The following is a 20,798-nucleotide window of genomic DNA, read 5'->3' on the forward strand; positions in this document are numbered from 1 at the left end:
AAAAGCTTATGACAGACATCTGCAAGATTGGACTTGTCCACTCCTGCAGGCGCCCGCACAAATTTCCTGCGCACACTGTCAAAGATCAATCGCTTGGAATGCTTTCCGCATCCCGCCCCAGAGGACCTTTCGTCCGAGGGAGCCGCACATTATACGGCGCTTTTGCCGAAGGTCAACACCCCAAAACCACCAGGATCTCCACCTCCCCCGCCCATCAATACCCGCCCGGCCGAGGGACGCGAATCCTAGCCCCTCGTCCCCTAAAGAAACAGTCTTGACGGCGGCGTCAGGCCGCAATAAGGCGAACGCGCTGGAAATTGCGCTTGCCGATCTGCAGCACACCTTCGAAGCCCGGCGCAAACAGGCGCTGCGAATCTTCGAACATCGCTCCGTCGATACGCACGGCCTTCTCGGCCAGCTTGCGGTTCGCTTCGCCATTGCTCGATGCCAGGCCCGCCGCCTTCAGTAGCGCGGCGATGCGCAGGCCCTCGGCCGGCACGGCAATCTCCATCTGCGGCAACAAGGACAAGTCGCCCTCGCCACTCACCGCCGCCTGCCAGCCCGCGATCGCCGTTTCAGCCGCTGCGGCGCCGTGGAATCGCGCGGCAAGCTCGCGCGCAAGCCGCAACTTCGCGTCACGCGGATGCAGGCTGCCGGCGGCGAAGTCGCTCTTCATGTGCGCCAGCTCGTCCAGCGAGACATCGAAACTCAGCAACTCGAACCAGCGCCACATCAGCTCGTCGCCGATCTTCATGGTCTTGGTGACGATGTCGATCGCCGGCTCGTTGATGCCAATATAGTTGCCTAGCGATTTCGACATCTTGTTGACGCCATCGAGCCCTTCGAGCAACGGCATCGTCAGCACGATCTGTGGCGGCTGACCGAAATGTTCCTGCAGGCCGCGCCCCATCAGCAGGTTGAATTTCTGGTCGGTGCCGCCGAGCTCGACGTCGCAACGCAGCGCGACCGAGTCGTAGCCCTGCACCAGCGGATAGAGGAATTCGTGGATGGCGATGGATTGTTGCGCGGCGTAGCGCTTGGCGAAATCGTCGCGCTCCAGCATGCGCGCCACCGTGTGCTGGCCGGCGAGCTTGATCATGTCCGCCGCCGACATCTTGCCGAACCACTCGCTGTTGAAGCGCACCTCGGTCCGGTCCTTGTCCAACACCTTGAACACCTGGTCGGAATAGGTCTGCGCGTTCGCGAGCACGTCTTCGCGCGTCAGCGGCTTGCGCGTGACGTTCTTGCCGGTCGGGTCGCCGATCATCCCTGTGAAGTCGCCGATCAGGAAGATGATGTGGTGCCCCAGGTCCTGGAACTGCCGCATCTTGTTGAGCAGCACGGTGTGGCCGAGGTGTAGGTCGGGCGCCGTCGGGTCGAATCCGGCCTTGATCCGCAATGGACGGCCGAGCTTGAGGCGAGCCTCCAACTCATCGAGCTTGAGAATTTCGTCGGCCCCGCGGCCGATCGTGGTTAGGGCTTCGTTCAGCTGGCTCATTCGTAGGTGTGTAAAAGAGGTGATTCTGTGACAGGGCTCACGCAACAAGAGTGCGGTCGAGGTTAATCCGAAGTTAAACGTCGCTGAACAAAAAAGCCAGTCCAGACAAGGGTTTGACGCGCGTATTTCGAGCTGGTTATGGTAGCGCATCTTCACTTGGCCTTGACCTGCCACGGAGTGCGTTTTGTCCCCCCACAGCCACCCCGACCATCCCCTCGCCCGCTGGACCCGTGAGCATTGGCTGCTCGCCGGCCTCGGCGCCTTCATCGGCACCGCCCTGATCGCGATCATTCCGGGCTTCGACCACGCCATGCGCGAACCGCTGGCGGCCACGAGCAAGGAGCTGGTCTCCCGGGACCTGCCGCTGCCCACGCCCTCGACCTCGACCGGGTCCCTCTCCGGCTGGCAGTTCGTCCGGGTCAAGCGCGGCCAGCACCTCGGTTCCATCTTCTCCGAACTGGGCGTGCCCGACAGCCTGATGCGCAAGATGCTCGCCGCGTCTTCCTCGTCGGCGCTAACCAAGCTGCGCGAAGGCCAGGAGCTGGCTTTCGAGTTCGGTGCCGACGGCGCTCTGCAGACGCTGCGCTACGACCGCGACGGCAGCAACCGGGTGAACCTGCGGGTCGACGGCGACGAGGTGCACGAGCAGGTGCAGCCGCGCGTGGTGGAAACCCGCGTCGAGCTGGCCGCCGGCACGATCACCAGTTCGCTCTATGCCGATGGCGCCCGCGCCGGCCTGTCGAACGGCGCCATCAACCAGATGGCGAACATCTTCAAGTACGACATCGACTTCGTCGAAGACCTGCGCGACGGCGACACCTTCCAGGTCGTCTACGACGAGTTGTGGCGCGACGGCCAACGCGTCGGCAACGGCGAGATCATCGGCGCCACGTTCACCAACCGCGGCAAGCGCTATACGGCGTTCCGTTTCGAACACAACGGCAAGGCCGAGTATTTCGACGAGAACGGCCGGCCACTGCGCAAGACGCTGATGCGCATCCCGATCGAATTCGCCCGCCTGAGCTCGACCTTCGGCATGCGCAAGCATCCTGTGCTCGGTCGCATGCGGGCGCACAAGGGTGTCGACTACGCCGCGCGCACCGGTACGCCGATCATGGCCGCCGGCGATGGCAAGGTCTCCTTCGTCGGTTGGCGCAATGGCTACGGCCGTGCCGTCATCATCGACCACGGACAGGGCCGCAGCACGCTGTACGGCCACATGTCGGCCTGGGCGAATATCCGCGCCGGCCAGCGCATCGGCCAGGGCAAGACGATCGGCTACGTCGGCGCCAGCGGCCTCGCCACCGGTCCGCACCTGCATTACGAATTCCGCATCAATGGCACGCAGGTCAATCCGTTGACGGTCACGATGCCGAAACCCGAACCCCTCGGGGGCGCCGAACTGGTGCGCTTCCGTGCGGCGACGGCGCCGGCGATCGCCAAACTGCAGATCGCCGAAAAGAACACGCGGCTGGCCGTGCGCTGAGTCATGGTTTCCAGCCCGTTCCACGATCGGGAGCCCGCCGGCGACGGCGGGCTTTTTCTTGGCCTGATTTCCGGCACGAGCGTCGACGGCATCGATGCCGCGCTGGTTTCTTTCGCCGGCGCGCCGAAGCTGGTGCATGCACGCACCTATCCGATGCACGTTTCGCTGGCCGAAGAAGTGCTAAGGCTGTCGCAAGCGCAACGCCCGCTGATGCTCGACGATCTCGGGCAACTGGACACGCGCTTGGGCCAGGCATTCGCGGAGGCGGCGAATGCGCTTCTGGGCGAATGCGGCATCGCACCGGCGCGCGTCGCCGCGATCGGCTCGCATGGACAGACTCTGCGCCATCTTCCGAGCGGAGATGCGCCCTTCACGATGCAACTCGCCGACGCCAGCCAGATCGCCGAACGAACCGGCATCACTACGGTGGCGGATTTTCGCCGCCGCGATGTCGCGGCGGGCGGCCAGGGTGCGCCGCTGGTGCCGGCGTTCCACGCGGCCGTGCTCTCGGATGCAGGCGAGTCCCGCGCCGTGCTCAATATCGGCGGCATCGCCAATCTGACGTTGCTGCCCGTCGAGGGCGCGGTCCGCGGCTTCGATACCGGCCCCGGCAATGGCCTGATGGATGCCTGGTGCCTGAAACATCGCGGCGAACGCTTCGATCGCGATGGCGCATTCGGAGCGCAGGGAACGATCATTCCTGAGTTGCTGGCAAGCTTGCTCGACGATGCTTGGCTGGCCCTGCCGCCGCCCAAGAGCACCGGTCGCGACCATTACCACCTGCCTTGGCTCGAAGCGCATTTATCCGGCTTCGGCGCACTCGCGCCGCAAGACGTGCAGGCCACTCTCGTCTCGTTCACGGCCGAAAGCATCGCGCAGGCACTGAAGCGGGAGATGCGCGACTGCCGGCGCGTCCTGGTTTGCGGGGGCGGCGTACACAATCCAGTGCTGATGCGCGAACTCTCGCGGCGACTGCCCGGCACCGATGTCGGCAGCACCCATACCTTCGGCATCGATCCGGATTTCATGGAGGCCATGGCCTTCGCCTGGCTCGCACGCGAAACCCTGGCGGGTCGTCCCGGCAATCTGGCCAGCGTCACCGGTGCCCATGGCCCGCGCATCCTGGGCGCCGTCTACCCGGCATGAACCGCCGACGCTATCGCGCGACTTCGTCGTCCTTCATATAGGCAGGCGCATCGTCGGGCAGATTCGAGAACGCGCGCATCGCGGCTTCGAACGCCTTCGATTCGTCATCGCCCCAGGCGCCCGCCAATCGTGCGATATCGCCCGGCACCGGCGGCGGATCGGGTTCCGCCAAGCCCAAGGCCTGACGAATGAGATGCAGGATGACGTCGTTCAACGGCCAGCCCTTCTGGCGCGCCATTTCCTTGACGCGCTCGGCCACTCGTTCATCGATGTCGCGAAGCAGGAAGTCGGCCATGGTCTCTACGGGCCCGGGGGGATGCCCAGAGGGAGAGAGTACCGTCCTGGCTGCCGGTCGGGAAGCCGGGTCAGGCCTGGCCCGTTGCCGACGGTTTACGGAAGCCCCGAGCCAGGCGGAACCAATCGGGTCGGTCGCCCGATCAACGATCTCCGGCAGCCGACGCGGCGGCGGCACCGGCCCGCCTGGCGTCGGCACGCATCACCCAAAGGATGAGCAGCACGGCAGGCAGCGCCACGACCGCCGTGTAGACGAAGAACGCCGGATAACCGATGGCGTCCACGATGCGTCCCCACTGACTGGCGATGGTCTTGGCGGGCAAGCTCCACAAGGTGCCGAACAGCGCGTATTGCGTCGCCGTGTACTGCTTGCTGGTCAGTGAGGACATGTAGGCGATGAACGCGGTGCCGGCGATGCCGTTGGCCACGTTGTCGAGACTGATCGCCGCCGCCAACCACCAGATGCTCGGTGCGACCTCGCCGGCCAGCGTGGCGACATGCGCGTAGAACAGGTTGGCGCCGCTCAGCAATACAACGCCCAGCAGCATGCTGCGCATGAAACCGAGGGCACGCACCAGCCAGCCAGCGAAGACCGCACCCACCAACGTGAGGATGACCCCGTAAACCTTCGACACGGCGGCAATCTGGTCGAGCGTATAGCCCATGTCGACGTAGAACGAATTTGCCGCGACGCCCATGGTCGTGTAGTTCAGGCGATAGGTAACGATCAGCAAGAGCATCGGCACGGCCAGGCGCCAGCCGAAACGCAAACCGATGTCGCGAATCGGCAACACGGTCGAGACCACCAGCTTCTCACGCAAGCCACGGAGGCCGGGCAGCAGCAGCACGGCGAGCAGCAACAACTCAACCAGGCCGACGGCGGCAAAAATGCTGTCGAGCGCCAGCGTGGAATCGCCCTTCGCGGCGAGCGGGCCGCGCAACAGCAACCAAAGCAAGGCGGTGGCGAGGAAAGAGATCACCAGTACCAGCGGACGCATGCGGGCGATGGTGTCCGCGACCAACTCGTGGTCTATCGAGGCGGCGACGGCCGTTCGTTCCGGCTCGCGAACACGCAGGGTCGTGAATACGCCGACCAGAAGCAATCCCGCGATGAGAAAGTAGGACTGCGTCCAATCGGCATGACTGGCGACCACCAACGCAAGAGCGCCGCTGCATATAAGCGCGACCTGATAGCCGACCTGATAGGCCGCCGACGAAGATCCTTGCAAGCTCGCGTCCACCGATTCGATTCGATAGGCATCCACGACGATGTCCTGGGTGGCCGAGCAGAAAGCCGTGAAGACCGCGAGAAGCGCGAATGCCTGCACGCCTTCGGTCGGCTCGTGCATGGCCATCAGCAGCAAGCCCACGATCACGCCAAGCTGCGCCAACAGCAGCCAGCCGCGTCGCTGACCCAGCCCGCCGACGCCTGGCAGGCGGTATCGGTCGACGATGGGCGACCACAGGAATTTCATCGAATAAGCGAGGCCGACTAGGCTGAACAAACCTATGGTGGTGCGATCGATGCCGTCGAGGCGCAATCGCGCCGAGAGCGTGGTCAGCACCATCGGCAGAGGCAGGCCGGACGCGAAGCCCAGGAAAAGCATTTCGCGCACACCGGGGCGCCAATAATCGGCCAACGATGCGAAAAAGCGCGGGCGCGCCGCTACCTCAGAACTCGTAGTCATAGTCGACCGTGTAGGGGGCGTGATCGGAGAAGCGCGGATCCTTGCAGATCGCGCATGCGCGCAGGCGATCGCGCAGCGACGGCGTGACCAACTGGTAGTCGATGCGCCAGCCGACGTCCTTCGCACGGGCCGCGCCGCGCTGGCTCCACCAGGTGTAGTCCTGTCCTTCCGGTCGCAGCATGCGATAGGTATCCAGCCAGCCCCTCTCATCGCGACACAACGCGTTCAGCCAATCGCGCTCGGGCGGCAGGCAGCCTGAGTTCTTCTGGTTCGACGTCCAGTTCTTGATGTCCAGGCGGCTGCGCACGATGTTCCAATCGCCGCAGAGCACGTAGTCGCGACCGCTCGCCAGCCATTGCTCCAGCACCGGTCCCAACCAGTCCATGACCTTGAACTTGAACGCCTGGCGCTCGTCGCCGGACGAACCGGAAGGGATGTAGAACGACACCACGCTCAGGTTGCCGAACCGCGCCTCGAGATAGCGGCCTTCGTCGTCGAACGGCGCCCAGCCCAGCGCCGTGCGCACTTCGTCGGGTTCGTTGCGGCTGTAGATCGCCACGCCGCTATAGCCCTTCTTGGTGCTCGCGTCGCGGAACCACGCGCGATAACCGGCCGGACGGAATGTCGCTTCGGCCAGCTGGTGCTCCTGCGCCTTGGTTTCCTGCACGCAGAGCACATCGGCGCCCTGCGTCCCGAACCAGTCGAAGAACCCCTTGGTCGCGGCTGAACGCAGGCCGTTGGCGTTGAAGCTGATGATGCGCATGGGGATCGGAATCGTCGGCCGGGACTCGCAGATTAGCCGAATCGGATGGCGAATGACTGTTGTCCCGGCCTGTCGCCGGGCCCGCCATGTTGCACAATCCACAAGTCCCGTCGCCGGCCTCGATCTCCATGCATCCTCATCAACGTCGTTTCCTCGATCTCGCGCTCGAACGCCGTGTCCTGCGCTTCGGCGAGTTCACCCTGAAGTCGGGACGGGTCAGTCCCTACTTCTTCAACGCCGGCCTGTTCGATTCCGGCGGCGCGCTGGCGCGCCTGGGCGAGTGCTACGCCGACGCGCTCGAACGCGCCGGGCTGGAATTCGACATGCTGTTCGGGCCGGCCTACAAGGGGATTCCGCTGGCCACGGCGCTGTCGGTCGCGTTGGCGGCACGCGGTCGCGACGTTCCCGTCGCCTTCAACCGCAAGGAAGCCAAGGCCCATGGCGAAGGCGGCACCCTGATCGGCGCGCCGGTCCGCGGCCGCGTCCTGATCGTCGATGACGTGATCACCGCCGGTACGGCCATCCGGGAAGCCCTCGAAATCATCCGCTCGGCGGGTGGCGAGCCCTGCGGTGTGGTGATCGCCCTCGACCGCCAGGAACGTGGCCAGACCGGAACGCGCTCGGCCGCGCAGGAGGTCACGGCCGAGTTCGGCCTGCCCGTGCATGCCGTGGCTGGGCTGAACGAACTGCTGCTGATGGCCGACGATCACGCCGACGTCGGCGCCCACAAGGCTGCCTTGTTGGCGTATCGTGCGCGCTATGGCAGCGCCTGAAAGGGGGGCGGCATGAAACTCTCTCGATTGATCCTCGTCCTGGTCGTCGCCGCGCTGGCCGCCGGCACGGTCGACGCGCAGCGCAAGAAGGAAAAGAAGCTCTATCGCTGGGTCGACAAGGAGGGCAAGGTCCATTACGTCGACGCCCTGCCGGCGGATGCGGTGGACCGTGCGCGCACCGAATACAACTCGCGGACCGGCAACACTACCGCCGAGGTTTCGCGCGCGCTGACGCCGGAGGAAAGAGTTGCATTGGCAGAACAAATGAAGTCCGAGGCCGAGGCAAAAGCATTGGCCGAGCAGCAGCATCGCAGCGAAGAAGCGATGCTCAGCAGTTATGCCACCGAGAACGACCTGCGCGGCGCCTACGATGAACGCATCTCGCTGCTGAAGCAGACGCTCGAGTCCACCGATGTCGGCATGAAGGCGTTGCGCGGCAGCCTCGCCAGCCTGCTGGCGGAGGCGTCGGAGTCGGAGTTGTCCAGTCGCGCGGTAAACAAGAAACGCGCCGGCACCATCCGCGACCTGCACAACGAGCTGGTCAAGCAGCAGGTATTCCAGAAGAATCGCCAGGCGGAACTGATGAGCCTGGATGCGGAATTCGTTCGTGTGCTCGCGCGTTATCGCGAACTGCGTGCCGTCCAGACTACGCCGCCGGCCACGTCGCCGGCAGCTCCTCCGGGCGGCATGCGCTGAGCTCGGAAAAGGAAAGGGCCGCATCGCGGCCCTTTCCTTTTCCAACCGTGGTCTGAGCGGCGTCAGAACGGCAAAGCCAATCCCGGATCGACCGCCAGCAACTGTTCGCGGAACAGTGCCTGCACGCGCTGCAGGGCCGCCGCATCCTTGGCGTCGAATCGCAACACCAACACCGGCGTCGTGTTCGAGGCGCGCACCAGACCCCAGCCGTCCGGCCAGTCGGCGCGCAAACCATCTACCGTCGCGATCCGCGCGCCTTCGAACCGCGCCTGGGCGACGAAACGTTCGACGAAAGCATGCTGCTCGCCTTCCTGCACCGGAATCTTCAGCTCCGGCGTGGAAACCGACTGCGGCAGCGACGCGAATACGGCCTCCGGTTCATCCGGCGATGCGGCCAGGATCTCGAGCAGGCGCGCGGCGGCGTACATGCCGTCGTCGAATCCGTACCAGCGCTCGCGGAAGAAGAAATGTCCGCTCATCTCGCCGGCCAGTTCCGCCTCCGTTTCCTTCATCTTGGCCTTGATCAGCGAATGCCCGGTCTTCCACATCAGCGGACTGCCGCCGTGGCGGAGGATGTGCGTGGCCAGGTGTCCGGTGCACTTGACGTCGTAGATCACGCAGGCGCCGGGATTGCGTTCCAACACGTCGGCGGCGAACAGCATCAGCAAACGGTCCGGATAAATCAGCTCGCCCGCCCGCGTCACGACGCCCAGTCGATCGCCATCGCCATCGAAGGCGAGGCCGATGTCGGCGTTGATCCGCTGCACCACGCTGACCAGATCCTTCAGGTTCGCCGGATCGCTGGGGTCCGGGTGGTGGTGCGGGAAGCTACCGTCGACTTCGCAGAACAGCGGCTCGACCTCGGCGCCGATCGATTCCAGCAGCTCCGGCGCGAAACCGCCTGCCACGCCGCTCCCGCAGTCGACCACGACCCGCAACTTGCGCTCGATCTGCACATCGCCCGAAATGCGGTTGATGTAGTCGGCCTTGATGTCGCGCGACGACAAGTTGCCGGGCGCGTCGGCGCGGAGAAGCCGGTTCTCGCTGATGCGCGCGTACAGCTCCTGGATCGCATCGCCCGCCAGCGTCTCGCCGTCCACCACGATCTTGAATCCGTTGTAGTCCGGCGGATTGTGGCTGCCGGTGACGGACACGCCGCAACCGGTGCGCAGATGGAAACAGCCGAAATAGACCACGGGCGTCGGAACTTCGCCGATATCGATCACTTCGCGCCCGGCCTTGCGCAGGCCTTCGATCAAGGCGGCCGATATCGTGGGCGAGGAAAGACGTCCATCGCGTCCGACGACGATGCTGCGCTGGCCCTTCTCCGCCATCACGCTACCGATGGCCTGGCCGATCATGCGGGCGATGGCGACGTCGAGCGAGGAACCGACGACGCCGCGAATGTCGTAGGCGCGGAAGATGCTGCGGTCCAGGCTCAGTTTGGGTGCGGCGGGTTGTTCGATCGTGACTTTCGCCGCCGCGCTGGCCGCGTGATCGGTTTCGCCCTGCTGCAGCTGCTGGGCCATGGTCGGCGCCGGCGCCGGCGCGGCCTGCGCCGTTGCGACGGCTTCCTGAGCCGCTGCGCCGCCGCGCCGCAGGCGCGGGAACAGCAGCACGCCGCCAGCCAACAGCAGCAGCAGGCCACCGATGCCCATTTCGGCGGTGCCGCGCAGGCCACCCAGGCCTTCCGCCGCCAACGGCGAGGTGGCGACCACGCGCATGGTCGTGCCGGCGAATTCGATCGCCCCGGCTTCGGCGCGGATCTTCAGCTCCTTGAGGTTGCCGTTTTCCTCGGCGAGGTTGTGATTGCCCTGGCGCAACGACAGATAGGCGCCCGACGGCGCCGAGTCCTTCACGGGCGCCAGCAAGGGCGCCAAGGCGGTGCGGACGTAAACGACCGTCAGCAATTGACCGTCTTGGGCCTGCACCGGCACGGCAACGGCCAGCACCTTCTTGCCCGCATCCTTGACGACGGCCGCATGCGCGCGGTCGTCCTGCAAGGCGCGTTCGATCACGCCGAGCTTGCCGTAACCAAACGCCTCTGGGTCGGCATAGGGCACGGTGAGGTCGGGTGGAATGAATTCGGTCGCTTCGATACCGCTCCAACCCTGGGAAACGACATCCTTGGCCGCGTTGATGTCCTGGCGCTGCAAGGCCGTGCTCAGCGCCGCGCGTTGTCGCAGGCTCTCGCCATGATCGAGCAACTTCTCCAGGATCGGCTCGATTTCGGCGGCGACCCGTCGCCGCGCGTCTTCCGTCTCGCGATTCAGGGCGTTGGTCGAATGCAGCTTCCAGCCATTCCATATCTGCCAGGCTCCCGCGAGGGCCAGCAAGATCGCGATGACCGGCAGGATGCCGCCCGGCTTCAACCCACCCATACTCGGTTTCATGCTTCCCCCTGTCGGAACCGAACGCATCGCATGCACTGCATCTTCAATGCTCTCATCGCAAGCCGGTGTGGCCGAATCCGCCCTCGCCACGGGCACTGCTCTCGAAAGCATCCACCACCCGGAACCCGGCCCGAACCACCGGCAGCAGGACCAGCTGCGCGATGCGGTCGCCCGGCGTAATGGTCTGCGGATTCTGCCCGCGATTCCATAGGCTGACCATCAAGGGCCCCTGGTAATCGGCGTCGATCAGTCCGACCAGGTTGCCGAGGACCAGGCCCTGCTTATGCCCCAGGCCGGAGCGTGGCAGGATGACCGCGCACAGGCTCGGGTCAGCGATGTGGATGGCCAGCCCGGTCGGCAGCAACTGGGCCTCGCCTGGCGCCAGCGACAGCGGCGCGTCGCACATGGCCCTGAGGTCCATGCCAGCCGAGTGGGCGGTGGCGTAGTCGGGCAGCGGGAAATCGCGACCGATCCGCGGGTCGAGCAACTTGAGTTCGATTTCGCGCTTCATGCCTTGCTTTCCAGGAAGTCCGCAACGAGTTCGAGCAATTGTCGCGCCACCAGCGACTTGCGTCCGGGACCGAGCTCGTGGCTCGCATCGGCGGAAAAAACGCTCAGCGCATTGTCGTCGCTTTCGAAACCGATGCCGGCGCGCGCTACATCGTTCGCGGCAATGAGGTCGAGGCCTTTGTCGCGAAGCTTGCCGCGTGCGTACTCGGCCAGTTGTTGCGTCTCGGCGGCAAAGCCGACGACGCAGCGCGGTCGCTGCGCATGACGCGCGACCTCGGCTAGGATATCCGGCGTGCGCCGCAGTTCGAGCGTCAATACTTCGCCGGACTTCTTCATCTTCTGCTTCGCCGTTTCCGCCGGCATGTAATCGGCGACGGCGGCGGTGCCGATGTAGCCGTCCTGGCCCGGCAAGGCCGCCAGGATCGCCTCGCGCATTTCCAGGGCTCGGCGCACGTCGATCCGGCGCACGCCGACCGGCGTGGCAAGACCCACCGGGCCGGCGACCAGGGTCACGTCGGCGCCCATCGCCGCAGCTTCGGCCGCCAATGCAAAGCCCATTTTTCCGGAGCTGCGGTTACCCAGGAATCGCACGGGGTCCAGATCTTCATAGGTCGGGCCGGCACTGACCAACAGCCTGCGTCCTGCGAGGCGACCGGTCTTGCCGCTCTCGCTCAAGCAGGCGACAAGCTCCAGCGGTTCGAGCATGCGCCCGGCGCCGACCTCGCCGCAGGCCTGGTCGCCCTCGGCCGGTCCGAATACCGCGACGCCGCGGGCGCGCAATGTTTCGATATTGGCTTGCATCGCCGCGTTCGCCCACATCAACCGATTCATCGCCGGCGCGATCGCGATCGGAGCATCCGTCGCCAGGCAAAGGGTCGTCAACAAGTCGTTGGCGAACCCGTGCGCCAGGCGCGCAATCAGGTCCGCGCTCGCCGGCGCGACCAGGACACGACTGGCCCAGCGCGCGAGTTCGATATGGCTCATCGCCGCTTCCGCCGCCTCGTCCCATAGCGAGCTGCGGACGGGTCGGCCGGAAAGGGCCTGGAAGGTGGTGGCGCCCACGAAATGCCCGGCGCCTTCCGTCATCACCACTTGCACCTCGGCGCCGGCATCCTGCAAGCGCCGCACCAGATCCGCCGCCTTGTAGGCCGCGATGCCCGCGCTGACGCCGAGGAGGATTCGTTGGCCGGCCAGGTCGCTCAAGGCGGTTTCCTACGTCGAAGTGGCGTCTAGCTTACCCGATGCCACGCGTTCTCCCGACGCCAGGAATGCGTTCCGCGAACGAGACTGAAACCGTGCAGATCCGCGATTGGCCCGCCGACGAAAGACCTCGCGAAAAGCTGCTCAGTCGCGGCGTCGCGACACTGTCCGATGCCGAGCTGCTGGCGGTGTTCATCGGCTCGGGCCTGCGCGGCGAATCGGCGGTCGCGACCGGTCAACGGCTGTTGCTTGAAGCCGGCGGCCTGCGCCCCCTGCTCGACCGTCCGCCGGGCGAACTGGCGGGCTTGCGCGGCCTGGGTCTGGCGCGGGCCTGCAGCCTGGCCGCTGCGCTGGAGCTGGGCACGCGCCACCTGGCCTCCCAGCTCGAGCGCGGCGAGGCGCTGGCCGATCCCGGGCAGGCGGGTCGCTACTTCGCCCGCAAGTTGCGCGCGCTTCCGCACGAGGTGTTCGCCTGTCTGTTCCTGGACACACGCCACCGAGTGCTGGCCTACGAAGAGCTGTTCCGCGGCACGCTGGATGGCGCCGAGGTGCATCCGCGGGAAGTGGCCCGGCGCTGCCTCGCGCTCAACGCCGCTGCGGTGATCTTCGGTCACAACCACCCGAGCGGGAACGGCGAAGCCAGTGCCGCCGACCGGGCGGTGACCAGTCGGCTCAAGCAGGCCCTGAACCTGATCGATGTACGGATGCTCGACCATTTCGTCATCGGCGACGGCCCGCCGTTGTCGATGGCGGCGCGGGGCTGGGTTTGAGGCCCGGGGCCGCCCGCCGGGTGCATTTGCGTATACTCGATGACACTCCTTCGCGAGACCGGCTTTTTGATCCTCGGTTACGCCAATCGCTACTCGCCCGATGCGATCGAGAGCGCCCTGCCCGATGTCGCCGCTGCGCGGGCGGCGTGGAAAGCCGCCGGAAGGGATATCGCCGAACGCCTGAGCCGGGTTGCCGGGACACTCGGTCTCGACGCACGCACGCTCGATGCCGCCATCCTGGCCTGCGCCCGGCTTGGCATGCGGCATGGCCGCCTGGGCCAGGACTTCCACGCCTATCACAACGAACTGCACGCGCTGGAAGTGGCGGAACGGCGATTGCTGCGCCTTTCCGGCGCGCTCGGTCCCGACGCGCTGCCGAAGGAAGACGCTGCCGCCCTGTTGCTGTTCGCCTGCGGGCACGACCTGCGCCAACGGGAATCCGTGGATGTCCCGGGCCCGGTAGGCGGCAACGAGGCAGCGAGCGTCGCCGAGACCTTCCGTGTGCTCGACGCCTGCGGTTTCGATCGCGACCAGGATCGCAACCAATACGTCGCGCTCGAGCTGATGATCGCCGGCAGCACTTTCGACGCCAGGCCCCAACCCCTGCCGGACCCGCACACGGACGACCTGCCGGTCGTGGCCGGCGGCGCCCTGGCGCGCGGCCTGGCGCTGTGGCTGGACAGCGAACATCCGCACTGGCGCGAGGACGCCGCGGCCCGCCGAGGCGAGCGGCTTTCGCGCCTGTCGGCAGACCTGGACACGGCCAATGTCGGCGAGGATTTCCCGCTGCTTTGCGAAACCGCGATCCGATTGTGTCGGGAACGCGAGATGCGCTCGGGCCGCGACACGGATTCGGCGGCCTCGGCGGCCCCCTGCCTCGGTTTCCTTGGTCCGGGCCAGCAATACTATTTCTTCGAACTGCACCACTTCAGCTCGCGCGAAGGCGAACGCGTCTTCGGTCCGCAGAAGGCGCTGAACGGGCCGCGCGTTCGCGAGACCACCGCCGCATTGCAGGCCCTGTTCGCCACTGAACCGCCGGAAAACGGCGAAGCGGTCATCCGGGCATTCGCGGGGCTCACGGGCGCCTGAAAAAAATTGCCGGCCAAGTCGCCCTGGCCGGCATTGCCCTGATCCGGCGTGTCGCCGTTGGTAAGCCTCTTTTCCGGGACCAGTATGTCCAGGCCAGATGACGACGGCGTGACAAGGCCGGTCCGCGACCGGATGCCCGCGCTACAATGGCAGGCTCGTTTCCCCGAAGCCCAACCGTGAAAGAACATCTCCGCGAACTCGTGGCCCAGGCCCTGCTGGATCTGCGCCGCCACGGGCGCCTGCCCCAGGACCTGCCGACCCCGGACTACGTGATCGAGCGCACCAAGTCGCGCGATCACGGCGACTACGCGACCAATATCGCCCTCCTGCTGGCCAAGCCGGCCGGCATGAAGCCGCGCGAACTGGCCGAGGCCCTCGTGGCGACGTTCGGCGACAGCCAGCATGTTTCGAAGATCGAGATCGCCGGTCCGGGCTTCATCAACTTCACCATCTCGCAACCCTGTCGCCTGGCCACGATCCGTCGCGTATTCGAAATGGGCGCCGAGTACGGACGCCAGGTCGCGGACTCGCGCGAATCGGTCACGGTCGAATTCGTCTCGGCGAACCCGAACGGGCCGCTGCACGTCGGCCACGGGCGCGGCGCCGCCTACGGCGCTTCGGTGGCCAACCTGCTCGAAGCCGCCGGCCACAAGGTGCAGCGCGAGTACTACGTCAACGATGCCGGCCGCCAGATGGACATCCTCGCGGTGTCGGTGTGGTTGCGCTACCACGAGCTCGGCGGCATCAACGTGCGTTTCCCCGACAACGGCTACAAGGGCGACTACGTCGTCGACATCGCGCGTGGCCTGCGTGCGAAGGAAGGCGACCGCCTGCGCCACAGCGCGCTGGAGATCAGCGACGGCCTGCCGGCGGACGAGTCGCAGGGCGGCGACAAGGAAACCCACGTCGACGCGCTGATCGCGCGCGCCAAGCAATTGCTTGGCGAGGCCGACTACCGCGTCGTGTTCAACGCCGGCCTCGCCTGGTGCCTGGCCGACATCCGCAACGACCTCGCCGGTTTCGGCGTACTGCACGACAATTTCTTCTCCGAACGCTCGCTGATGACCGACGGCTACGTGCAACGGGCCATCCAGACGCTGCGCGAGCGCGGCCATCTGTACGACGACGGCGGCGCCACCTGGTTCCGCGCCACCGAATTCGGCGACGACAAGGATCGCGTGGTCGTGCGCGAGAACGGCGTGACGACCTACTTCGCTTCCGACCTCGGCTACCTGCTGTCGAAGTTCGAGCGCAGCTTCGAGCGCGCGCTGTACATCCTCGGCGCCGACCATCATGGCTACATCGCGAGGTTGAAAGCGGCCGCCCAGGGACTGGGGCTCGACCCGGCGAAGATCGAGATCCAGCTGGTGCAGTTCGCCATCCTGTTCCGCGGCGCCGAGCGCGTGCAAATGTCGACGCGCGCCGGCAGCTTCGTGACCCTGCGCGAACTGCGCGAGGAAGTCGGCACCGACGCGGCGCGCTTCTTCTATGTGATGCGCGGCAACGACCAGCACCTCGACTTCGACCTCGAACTGGCCAAGAGTCGCTCGAACGACAATCCGGTCTATTACATCCAATACGCGCATGCGCGCGTGGCCAGCCTGTTCCGCCAGCTGAAGGAAAAAGGCCTGAGCTACAACGACAGCGCCGCGCTGTCGGCGCGCAAGCTGCTGACCGAAGCGCACGAGGACGCGTTGATCGGCGAACTGATGCGTTTCCCGGAAACGATCGAATCGGCCGCCGTCAACCGCGGTCCGCAGATACTGGCCAATGCGCTGCGCGAACTGGCGGCGGCTTTCCACGCCTTCTACAACGCGCAGCCGATCCTGACCGCGCCGGAAGAGCTGCGCAACGCGCGCCTCGGCCTGGCGAAAGCGACGCAGCAGGTGCTGGCCAACGGCCTGGCCCTGCTCGGCGTTTCCGCTCCGGAGAGCATGTGATGGCGGCGAAACGTTCGAAGAACCAGGCGCGACGCAACGGCGGCAGCCCGATGCCGGGCTGGATGTGGCTGTTGATCGGCCTGATCATCGGCGCGGTGGCGATCGGCGGCTGGCTGCTGCGCGATCGCTGGCAGCAGAACGGCAGCTTGCTGCCGCAGCCCGACCCGAACGCGAAAGCGCCGGCGGCGACCGATGCAGGCGTCGTGGCCCCGCCGGCCATCGAAAAACCGAAGCCGAAGTACGATTTCTACACGCTGTTGCCGGAGAAGGAGGTCGTCATTCCCGACGCCGAACTCGCCGAGCAGGCGCAGGCCGAAGCACGCAAGCAGGCCGAAGCGCAGGCCAAAGCCCAGGCTGCGGCGGCAGCCGCGGGCGATGCGCCGCCCGTCGCACCGCCGGCTGCACCGACAGCACCGGTCGCAACCACCGCCACGCAAAGCGACGGCAGTCGCTATCTGCTGCAGGCCGGCGCCTTCCGTGGCATCGACGAAGCGGAAGCATTGAAGGCGCAGATCGCATTGAGCGGCGAAATCGCGCGCATCGAGACTGCCGAGATCAAGGGCACGACGGTGTATCGCGTGCGCATGGGGCCGTATGCGAGCGCAGGCGCACTGGCGGCCGCCAAGCAGGCGCTGGTCAGCCACGGCATCGAAGGCGCGCAGGCGATCCGCGCGAAGTGACGATCGCATGGCGACTTCCGCTCCCGCGAGTTGGACGATCGTTCCGGAACGGAGTTTCGTGCGCGTCACGACGTCGGGCGTTCTGACGCTGGCCGATCTGCAGGCTTTCGGCCTGGAAGCCCTGGCCTGTGGCCGTCGTCATGGGCTGCGCAAATACCTGATCGATCACCGACTGGCCGTTACCGACCTCAACATCCTCGACGTGCTCGAGCTGCCGGCCTGGTACGAAAGCATGGGTGTCGGACCTGATCTGATGATTGCTTCGCTACTGGCCAAGGACGCATTGCGTCGCGAGGATTTCGATTTCTTCCATGCCCGCACCAGCAGTCGCGGCGAGCACGGCTACCGCCTGTTCGGCGAGCTCGACGAAGCCCTGCACTGGCTCGAACAAACCGCCTGACCCACGACCAGGAACGACGATGTCCACCCGAACTTTCCTTGCCGGCTGGGGCGACATGGATTTCAACTCGCACATGCGCAACACCGCCTATCTCGACAAATCGGCGGACATGCGCATGCTGTTCTTCGCCGAACAGGGTTTCTCGGCGGACACCTTCGCGCAACGGCGCTTCGGTCCGGTCGTGCGCAAGGACGAGATCGACTACTACCGCGAGTTCGGCTTGCTGGAGGAGATCCGGGCCAGCCTGTCGCTGGCCGGGCTGTCGGAAGACGGTTCGCGTTTCCGCCTGCGCAATGAGTTCCATCGTACCGACGGGCAGCTCGCGGCGCGCGTCACCAGCCTGGGCGGCTGGCTCGACTTGAACGAGCGCCGGCTTATCGCGCCGCCGGCGGAACTGCTCGCGGCGATGCGCAAGTTGCCGCGCAGCGAGGACTACCAGGACCTACCGTCGAGCTTGAAGTAGGCTGATGCGATCAGCCGCCGCGCTTGAGTGATATCAGCGCCGACGTGTCTTCGTCGCCGCGGCCCTGCTCCACCAGTTCGGCGTAGTCCGCCAGCGCCTGCTCGATGACGTTCGCACGGACCCCGACCTCGTTCGCCATCGCGCGAACGATGCGCAGATCCTTGAGCAGGTGCGCGCACTTGAATCCGGGCACGAACTCGTCGCGCATCATCGTTGCGCCGCGCTTGTCGAGGAACCAGTTGCCGGCCGCACCCGACATCAGGGTCGGCAGCAGCTTGTCGGCTTCCAGACCGAGTTTCTCGCCGAGAGCCAGGCCTTCGCAGACGGCTTCGTTGATGCCGGCCACCAACACTTGGTTCACCGCCTTTGTCGCCTGGCCAGCGCCGCTGGCGCCCATGTGCGTGATGCGCAGCGCATAGGCTTCCAGCGCGGCTCGGGCTTTTTCGAGATCGGATGCCTCGCCACCCACCATGATCGACAGCTTGCCGTTGCGCGCGCCTTCGACGCCGCCCGACACGGGCGCGTCGAGGAAGCCGATGCCGCGTTCGGCGAGCATCGCTTTCGCCGTGCGCGCGGTCTGCACCGACACGGTGGAATGATCGACGACCACGCTGCCGGGCTTCATCGCGGCTACCAGCATCGCCACGTTCTCCAGCACATCGGCGTCCATCGAGACGCAAAGCATCACGGCGTCGCAGTCTGCATAGGCTGCCGGAGAATTCGCCGCAACGACACTGCGCGCGAGCGCGAAAGCCTCTGCCTTCGACTGCGTGCGATTGCCGACCACGGCAAGCAAGCCCTTGTCCGCCAAATGCCCCGCCATCGAATGACCCATGGCGCCGAGGCCGATAAATCCAACTTTCATTCGGGTTACCCGGTTATGTTGTGGTTTCAGGGAACCGTCGCGAGCGATGGCAGGCCGTCGTCGGTGGAGCGCAGGAACCGGGGTGTATGTACGAGTACATGAGGATTCCGAGCACCGCACGGCGGCGGCCTGTCGAGCGCAGCAGGTTCCTACTCGTACGGCGTTTCGTGCAGATACGTGTAACCGGTCAACCCGGCTTCGAGGGCCTCGATCAACGCCGTCGATTCAGTTTCGCCAAGCGCAGCCGCCGCTACTTTCGCGGCGTACGTCTCGCGCAGCTCCTTCAGCGAATAGCCGACGTAATCGAGCATCACATCGGTCGTGTCGCCCTTGCGCTGGCGCACGAGCGTATAGGTTCCGTCGTCCTGCAGGCGCAGATTGGCGGTATCGGTATCGCCGAACAGGTTATGGATGTCGCCCAGCGTCTCCTGATAGGCGCCCACCAGGAAGATCCCGAGGCGATAACTTTCACCAACGCGCGGCGAATGCAGCGGCAGCGAACTGCCCAGCGCCTCCGCCTGCACGTAGGTGTCGACGCGACCGTCGGAATCGCAGGTCAGATCGGCGATCACGCCACGGCGATCCGGCATCTCGTCCAGGCGCGCGATCGGCACGATCGGGAAGACCTGGTCGATCGCCCAGACGTCGGGAATGGATTCGAAGACCGAGAAGTTGACGAAGTACTTGTCGACCAGGCGCTCGCTCAGTTCGTCCAGCGCTTCGCGGTGGCTCTTTTCCTCGCCGGTCAGGCGCGAACGCACCGCATGCGCGATCGCGTAGAACAGATCGTCGATGAGCGCGCGCTGCGCCAGGCTGATCTGGCCAAGCGAATACAGGGCATAGCCTTCCGAAAGCGCGTGCAGGGCTTCGTGATAGAGCTCGAGCGCCGGGCGCGAATCGAGGTCGGCATGGGTCTCGCGCAGATGGCGCACGACCGGAGGCTCCTGCGCACCGGGCGCCGGCACCGCGCCCATCGGCGCACGCTCGACCTCGGACACGTTGACCACCATCACCGCGTGATGCGCCGTCATCGCACGACCGGCCTCGGTGATCATCATCGGCGGCGGCAGCTTGTGTTCCTCGCAGGCCTCGGCCAGCGGCTGCACCAGCGTGTGGGCGAACTGGTCGAGCCCGTAGTTGATCGAGCAGAAGCCGCGCGAGCGCGTGCCTTCGTAGTCGACGCCGAGGCCGCCGCCGGAATCCATGTAGCGGATCGTGCAGCCCAGGCGCGAGAGCTCGACGAAATACCGCACCGCCTCGCGCATGCCGTTGGCGATGTCGCGTACGTTGGAGATCTGCGAGCCCATGTGGAAATGCAGCAGCTGCAAGGCATCGAGCATGTCGGCGGCCTTCAGGCGATCGACGAGATCGAGTACCTGGCGCGGCGAGAGGCCGAACTTGGCCTTGTCGCCGCCGCTGTTCTGCCACTTGCCGGCGCCGAGCGTCGCCAGGCGCATGCGCACGCCGAGGCCCGGACGCACGCCGAGCGCGTTCGCTTCCTCGATGATCAAGGCCAGCTCCGACGGCTTTTCGACGACGAGGAAGGTCTGCAGGCCGAGTTTGCGGCCGATCAATGCCAGTCGGATGAATTCGCGGTCCTTGTAACCGTTGCAGATCACCACGCTGCCGGGCCGCGCCAGTCCAAGCACGGCCATCAGCTCCGGCTTCGACCCGGCTTCCAGGCCGAAGCCCTCGCCGCCTTGGCGCGCCAGCTCGCCGGCCACGCCGTAGTGCTGGTTGACCTTGATCGGATAGACGGCGGTGTAACCGCCGGCGTAATCGAGCTCGTCCATCGCCTTGCGGAAGGCCGACTGCAGCTTGCGCAAGCGGTCGCCGAGGATGTCGGAGAAGCGCAGCAGCAGCGGCAGCTTGAGTCCCGCCGTCGTCGCCTGTTCGATGATCTCCGGTAACGGCAACACCGGGCCGCCGGCGCCGCGCGGCAATGCGCACATGCGGCCCTGCGCGTCCACGTCGAAGTAGCCGTCCGCCCAAAAGGGCACGGAATAGGTCTGGCGGGCGCGGTCGAGTGACCAGGCGGACATGGGCGGCTTTCCTGTCGGCAGGCTGAAAGGACGCGTATTGTAACCCCCGCGCGCGTCGCTTCCGCTACAATGCGCGCCCTCTCGACCCTCGGCCTGACGGAG

At 65.9% G+C, this 20,798-nt stretch carries 18 protein-coding genes and 1 pseudogene; 10 read left to right on the plus strand and 9 right to left on the minus strand.

Features of this window, described 5'->3' with window-relative positions:
- Positions 1 to 286 precede the first annotated feature (286 nt).
- The gene (tyrS, locus tag QM707_RS12840; protein ID WP_415002272.1) at positions 287 to 1,498 is read right to left on the minus strand and encodes a tyrosine--tRNA ligase; all 1,212 of its coding nucleotides are present in this window, start codon (positions 1,496 to 1,498) and stop codon (positions 287 to 289) included.
- Positions 1,499 to 2,192: 694 nt separating this feature from the next.
- Here tyrS and QM707_RS12845 point away from each other — a divergent pair.
- Together QM707_RS12845 and QM707_RS12850 are read left to right on the plus strand one after the other, a co-directional pair.
- Positions 2,193 to 2,984: pseudogene (locus tag QM707_RS12845) on the plus strand (peptidoglycan DD-metalloendopeptidase family protein); the annotation flags it as partial.
- Positions 2,985 to 2,987: 3 nt separating this feature from the next.
- Positions 2,988 to 4,130, plus strand: coding sequence for an anhydro-N-acetylmuramic acid kinase (locus QM707_RS12850; RefSeq protein ID WP_415002273.1), 1,143 nt, complete (start codon positions 2,988 to 2,990; stop codon positions 4,128 to 4,130).
- A gap of 10 nt (positions 4,131 to 4,140) precedes the next feature.
- Here the strand turns inward: QM707_RS12850 and QM707_RS12855 are convergent, their stop codons facing one another.
- The 3 genes from QM707_RS12855 to QM707_RS12865 form a co-directional block, all read right to left on the minus strand.
- Positions 4,141 to 4,425 carry a hypothetical protein gene (locus QM707_RS12855; protein WP_415002274.1) on the minus strand — a complete coding sequence of 95 codons (285 nt, stop codon included), beginning with the start codon at positions 4,423 to 4,425 and terminating at the stop codon, positions 4,141 to 4,143.
- A 142-nt stretch (positions 4,426 to 4,567) separates the two neighbouring features.
- Complete coding sequence (locus QM707_RS12860; RefSeq protein WP_415002275.1) at positions 4,568 to 6,031, minus strand: AmpG family muropeptide MFS transporter; 1,464 nt, start codon at positions 6,029 to 6,031, stop codon at positions 4,568 to 4,570.
- A gap of 64 nt (positions 6,032 to 6,095) precedes the next feature.
- A complete protein-coding gene (locus QM707_RS12865) occupies positions 6,096 to 6,875 on the minus strand; it encodes an exodeoxyribonuclease III (RefSeq protein WP_415002276.1) in 780 nt (259 codons plus the stop codon).
- A gap of 128 nt (positions 6,876 to 7,003) precedes the next feature.
- On the opposite strand from QM707_RS12865, the gene pyrE reads away from it, so the two are divergent.
- Both pyrE and QM707_RS12875 read left to right on the plus strand, forming a co-directional pair.
- A complete protein-coding gene (gene pyrE, locus QM707_RS12870; protein ID WP_415002277.1) occupies positions 7,004 to 7,648 on the plus strand; it encodes an orotate phosphoribosyltransferase in 645 nt (214 codons plus the stop codon).
- A gap of 12 nt (positions 7,649 to 7,660) precedes the next feature.
- Positions 7,661 to 8,344 carry a hypothetical protein gene (locus QM707_RS12875; RefSeq protein ID WP_415002278.1) on the plus strand — a complete coding sequence of 228 codons (684 nt, stop codon included), beginning with the start codon at positions 7,661 to 7,663 and terminating at the stop codon, positions 8,342 to 8,344.
- Between the two features lie 62 nt (positions 8,345 to 8,406).
- Here QM707_RS12875 and QM707_RS12880 read toward each other — a convergent pair whose 3' ends face one another.
- Genes QM707_RS12880 through coaBC form a run of 3 tightly spaced genes read right to left on the minus strand, consistent with a single transcriptional unit; the run spans position 8,407 to position 12,450 of the window.
- Positions 8,407 to 10,737 (minus strand): phosphomannomutase/phosphoglucomutase, encoded by a 2,331-nt coding sequence (locus QM707_RS12880; protein WP_415002279.1) that lies wholly within the window; start codon positions 10,735 to 10,737, stop codon positions 8,407 to 8,409.
- Between the two features lie 52 nt (positions 10,738 to 10,789).
- Complete coding sequence (gene dut, locus QM707_RS12885) at positions 10,790 to 11,248, minus strand: dUTP diphosphatase (RefSeq protein ID WP_415002280.1); 459 nt, start codon at positions 11,246 to 11,248, stop codon at positions 10,790 to 10,792.
- Positions 11,245 to 12,450 carry a bifunctional phosphopantothenoylcysteine decarboxylase/phosphopantothenate--cysteine ligase CoaBC gene (gene coaBC, locus QM707_RS12890; RefSeq protein ID WP_415002281.1) on the minus strand — a complete coding sequence of 402 codons (1,206 nt, stop codon included), beginning with the start codon at positions 12,448 to 12,450 and terminating at the stop codon, positions 11,245 to 11,247. The genes dut and coaBC overlap by 4 nt, the downstream gene beginning before the upstream one ends.
- A gap of 92 nt (positions 12,451 to 12,542) precedes the next feature.
- Here coaBC and radC point away from each other — a divergent pair, with 92 nt between their 5' ends.
- The 6 genes from radC (at position 12,543) to QM707_RS12920 (ending at position 17,789) form a co-directional block, all read left to right on the plus strand.
- A complete protein-coding gene (gene radC / locus QM707_RS12895; protein ID WP_415002805.1) occupies positions 12,543 to 13,217 on the plus strand; it encodes a RadC family protein in 675 nt (224 codons plus the stop codon).
- Positions 13,218 to 13,256: 39 nt separating this feature from the next.
- Entirely contained in the window at positions 13,257 to 14,306 is a 1,050-nt protein-coding gene (locus QM707_RS12900; RefSeq protein WP_415002282.1) for a hypothetical protein, read from the plus strand.
- A gap of 176 nt (positions 14,307 to 14,482) precedes the next feature.
- Positions 14,483 to 16,246: an arginine--tRNA ligase gene (argS, locus tag QM707_RS12905; protein WP_415002283.1), complete on the plus strand. Its 1,764-nt coding sequence runs from the start codon at positions 14,483 to 14,485 to the stop codon at positions 16,244 to 16,246.
- Positions 16,246 to 16,926 carry an SPOR domain-containing protein gene (locus QM707_RS12910; RefSeq protein ID WP_415002284.1) on the plus strand — a complete coding sequence of 227 codons (681 nt, stop codon included), beginning with the start codon at positions 16,246 to 16,248 and terminating at the stop codon, positions 16,924 to 16,926. Before argS ends, QM707_RS12910 begins: the two co-directional genes overlap by 1 nt.
- Positions 16,927 to 16,933: 7 nt before the next feature.
- Complete coding sequence (locus QM707_RS12915) at positions 16,934 to 17,326, plus strand: hypothetical protein (RefSeq protein WP_415002285.1); 393 nt, start codon at positions 16,934 to 16,936, stop codon at positions 17,324 to 17,326.
- Positions 17,327 to 17,345: 19 nt separating this feature from the next.
- Positions 17,346 to 17,789 carry a thioesterase family protein gene (locus tag QM707_RS12920; protein ID WP_415002286.1) on the plus strand — a complete coding sequence of 148 codons (444 nt, stop codon included), beginning with the start codon at positions 17,346 to 17,348 and terminating at the stop codon, positions 17,787 to 17,789.
- A 10-nt stretch (positions 17,790 to 17,799) separates the two neighbouring features.
- Here the strand turns inward: QM707_RS12920 and QM707_RS12925 are convergent, their stop codons facing one another.
- Together QM707_RS12925 and speA are read right to left on the minus strand one after the other, a co-directional pair.
- Positions 17,800 to 18,774: an NAD(P)-dependent oxidoreductase gene (locus tag QM707_RS12925; protein WP_415002287.1), complete on the minus strand. Its 975-nt coding sequence runs from the start codon at positions 18,772 to 18,774 to the stop codon at positions 17,800 to 17,802.
- Positions 18,775 to 18,803: 29 nt separating this feature from the next.
- On the minus strand, positions 18,804 to 20,696 hold the full coding sequence (gene speA, locus QM707_RS12930) for an arginine decarboxylase (RefSeq protein ID WP_415002288.1): 1,893 nt from the start codon (positions 20,694 to 20,696) through the stop codon (positions 18,804 to 18,806).
- Positions 20,697 to 20,798: the final 102 nt, after the last annotated feature.

Source organism: Arenimonas sp. (genome assembly GCF_047602345.1).
Lineage (GTDB): Bacteria > Pseudomonadota > Gammaproteobacteria > Xanthomonadales > Xanthomonadaceae > Arenimonas.

What these genes read in the sequence shown, in the direction of transcription:
- tyrS (WP_415002272.1), bottom strand. Translation starts at nt 1,498, where the DNA reads ATGAGCCAGCTGAACGAAGCCCTAACCACGATCGGCCGCGGGGCCGAC.
- QM707_RS12850 (WP_415002273.1), top strand. Translation starts at nt 2,988, where the DNA reads ATGGTTTCCAGCCCGTTCCACGATCGGGAGCCCGCCGGCGACGGCGGG.
- QM707_RS12855 (WP_415002274.1), bottom strand. Translation starts at nt 4,425, where the DNA reads ATGGCCGACTTCCTGCTTCGCGACATCGATGAACGAGTGGCCGAGCGC.
- QM707_RS12860 (WP_415002275.1), bottom strand. Translation starts at nt 6,031, where the DNA reads ATGCTTTTCCTGGGCTTCGCGTCCGGCCTGCCTCTGCCGATGGTGCTG.
- QM707_RS12865 (WP_415002276.1), bottom strand. Translation starts at nt 6,875, where the DNA reads ATGCGCATCATCAGCTTCAACGCCAACGGCCTGCGTTCAGCCGCGACC.
- pyrE (WP_415002277.1), top strand. Translation starts at nt 7,004, where the DNA reads ATGCATCCTCATCAACGTCGTTTCCTCGATCTCGCGCTCGAACGCCGT.
- QM707_RS12875 (WP_415002278.1), top strand. Translation starts at nt 7,661, where the DNA reads ATGAAACTCTCTCGATTGATCCTCGTCCTGGTCGTCGCCGCGCTGGCC.
- QM707_RS12880 (WP_415002279.1), bottom strand. Translation starts at nt 10,737, where the DNA reads ATGAAACCGAGTATGGGTGGGTTGAAGCCGGGCGGCATCCTGCCGGTC.
- dut (WP_415002280.1), bottom strand. Translation starts at nt 11,248, where the DNA reads ATGAAGCGCGAAATCGAACTCAAGTTGCTCGACCCGCGGATCGGTCGC.
- QM707_RS12900 (WP_415002282.1), top strand. Translation starts at nt 13,257, where the DNA reads ATGACACTCCTTCGCGAGACCGGCTTTTTGATCCTCGGTTACGCCAAT.
- QM707_RS12910 (WP_415002284.1), top strand. Translation starts at nt 16,246, where the DNA reads ATGGCGGCGAAACGTTCGAAGAACCAGGCGCGACGCAACGGCGGCAGC.
- QM707_RS12915 (WP_415002285.1), top strand. Translation starts at nt 16,934, where the DNA reads ATGGCGACTTCCGCTCCCGCGAGTTGGACGATCGTTCCGGAACGGAGT.
- QM707_RS12920 (WP_415002286.1), top strand. Translation starts at nt 17,346, where the DNA reads ATGTCCACCCGAACTTTCCTTGCCGGCTGGGGCGACATGGATTTCAAC.
- speA (WP_415002288.1), bottom strand. Translation starts at nt 20,696, where the DNA reads ATGTCCGCCTGGTCACTCGACCGCGCCCGCCAGACCTATTCCGTGCCC.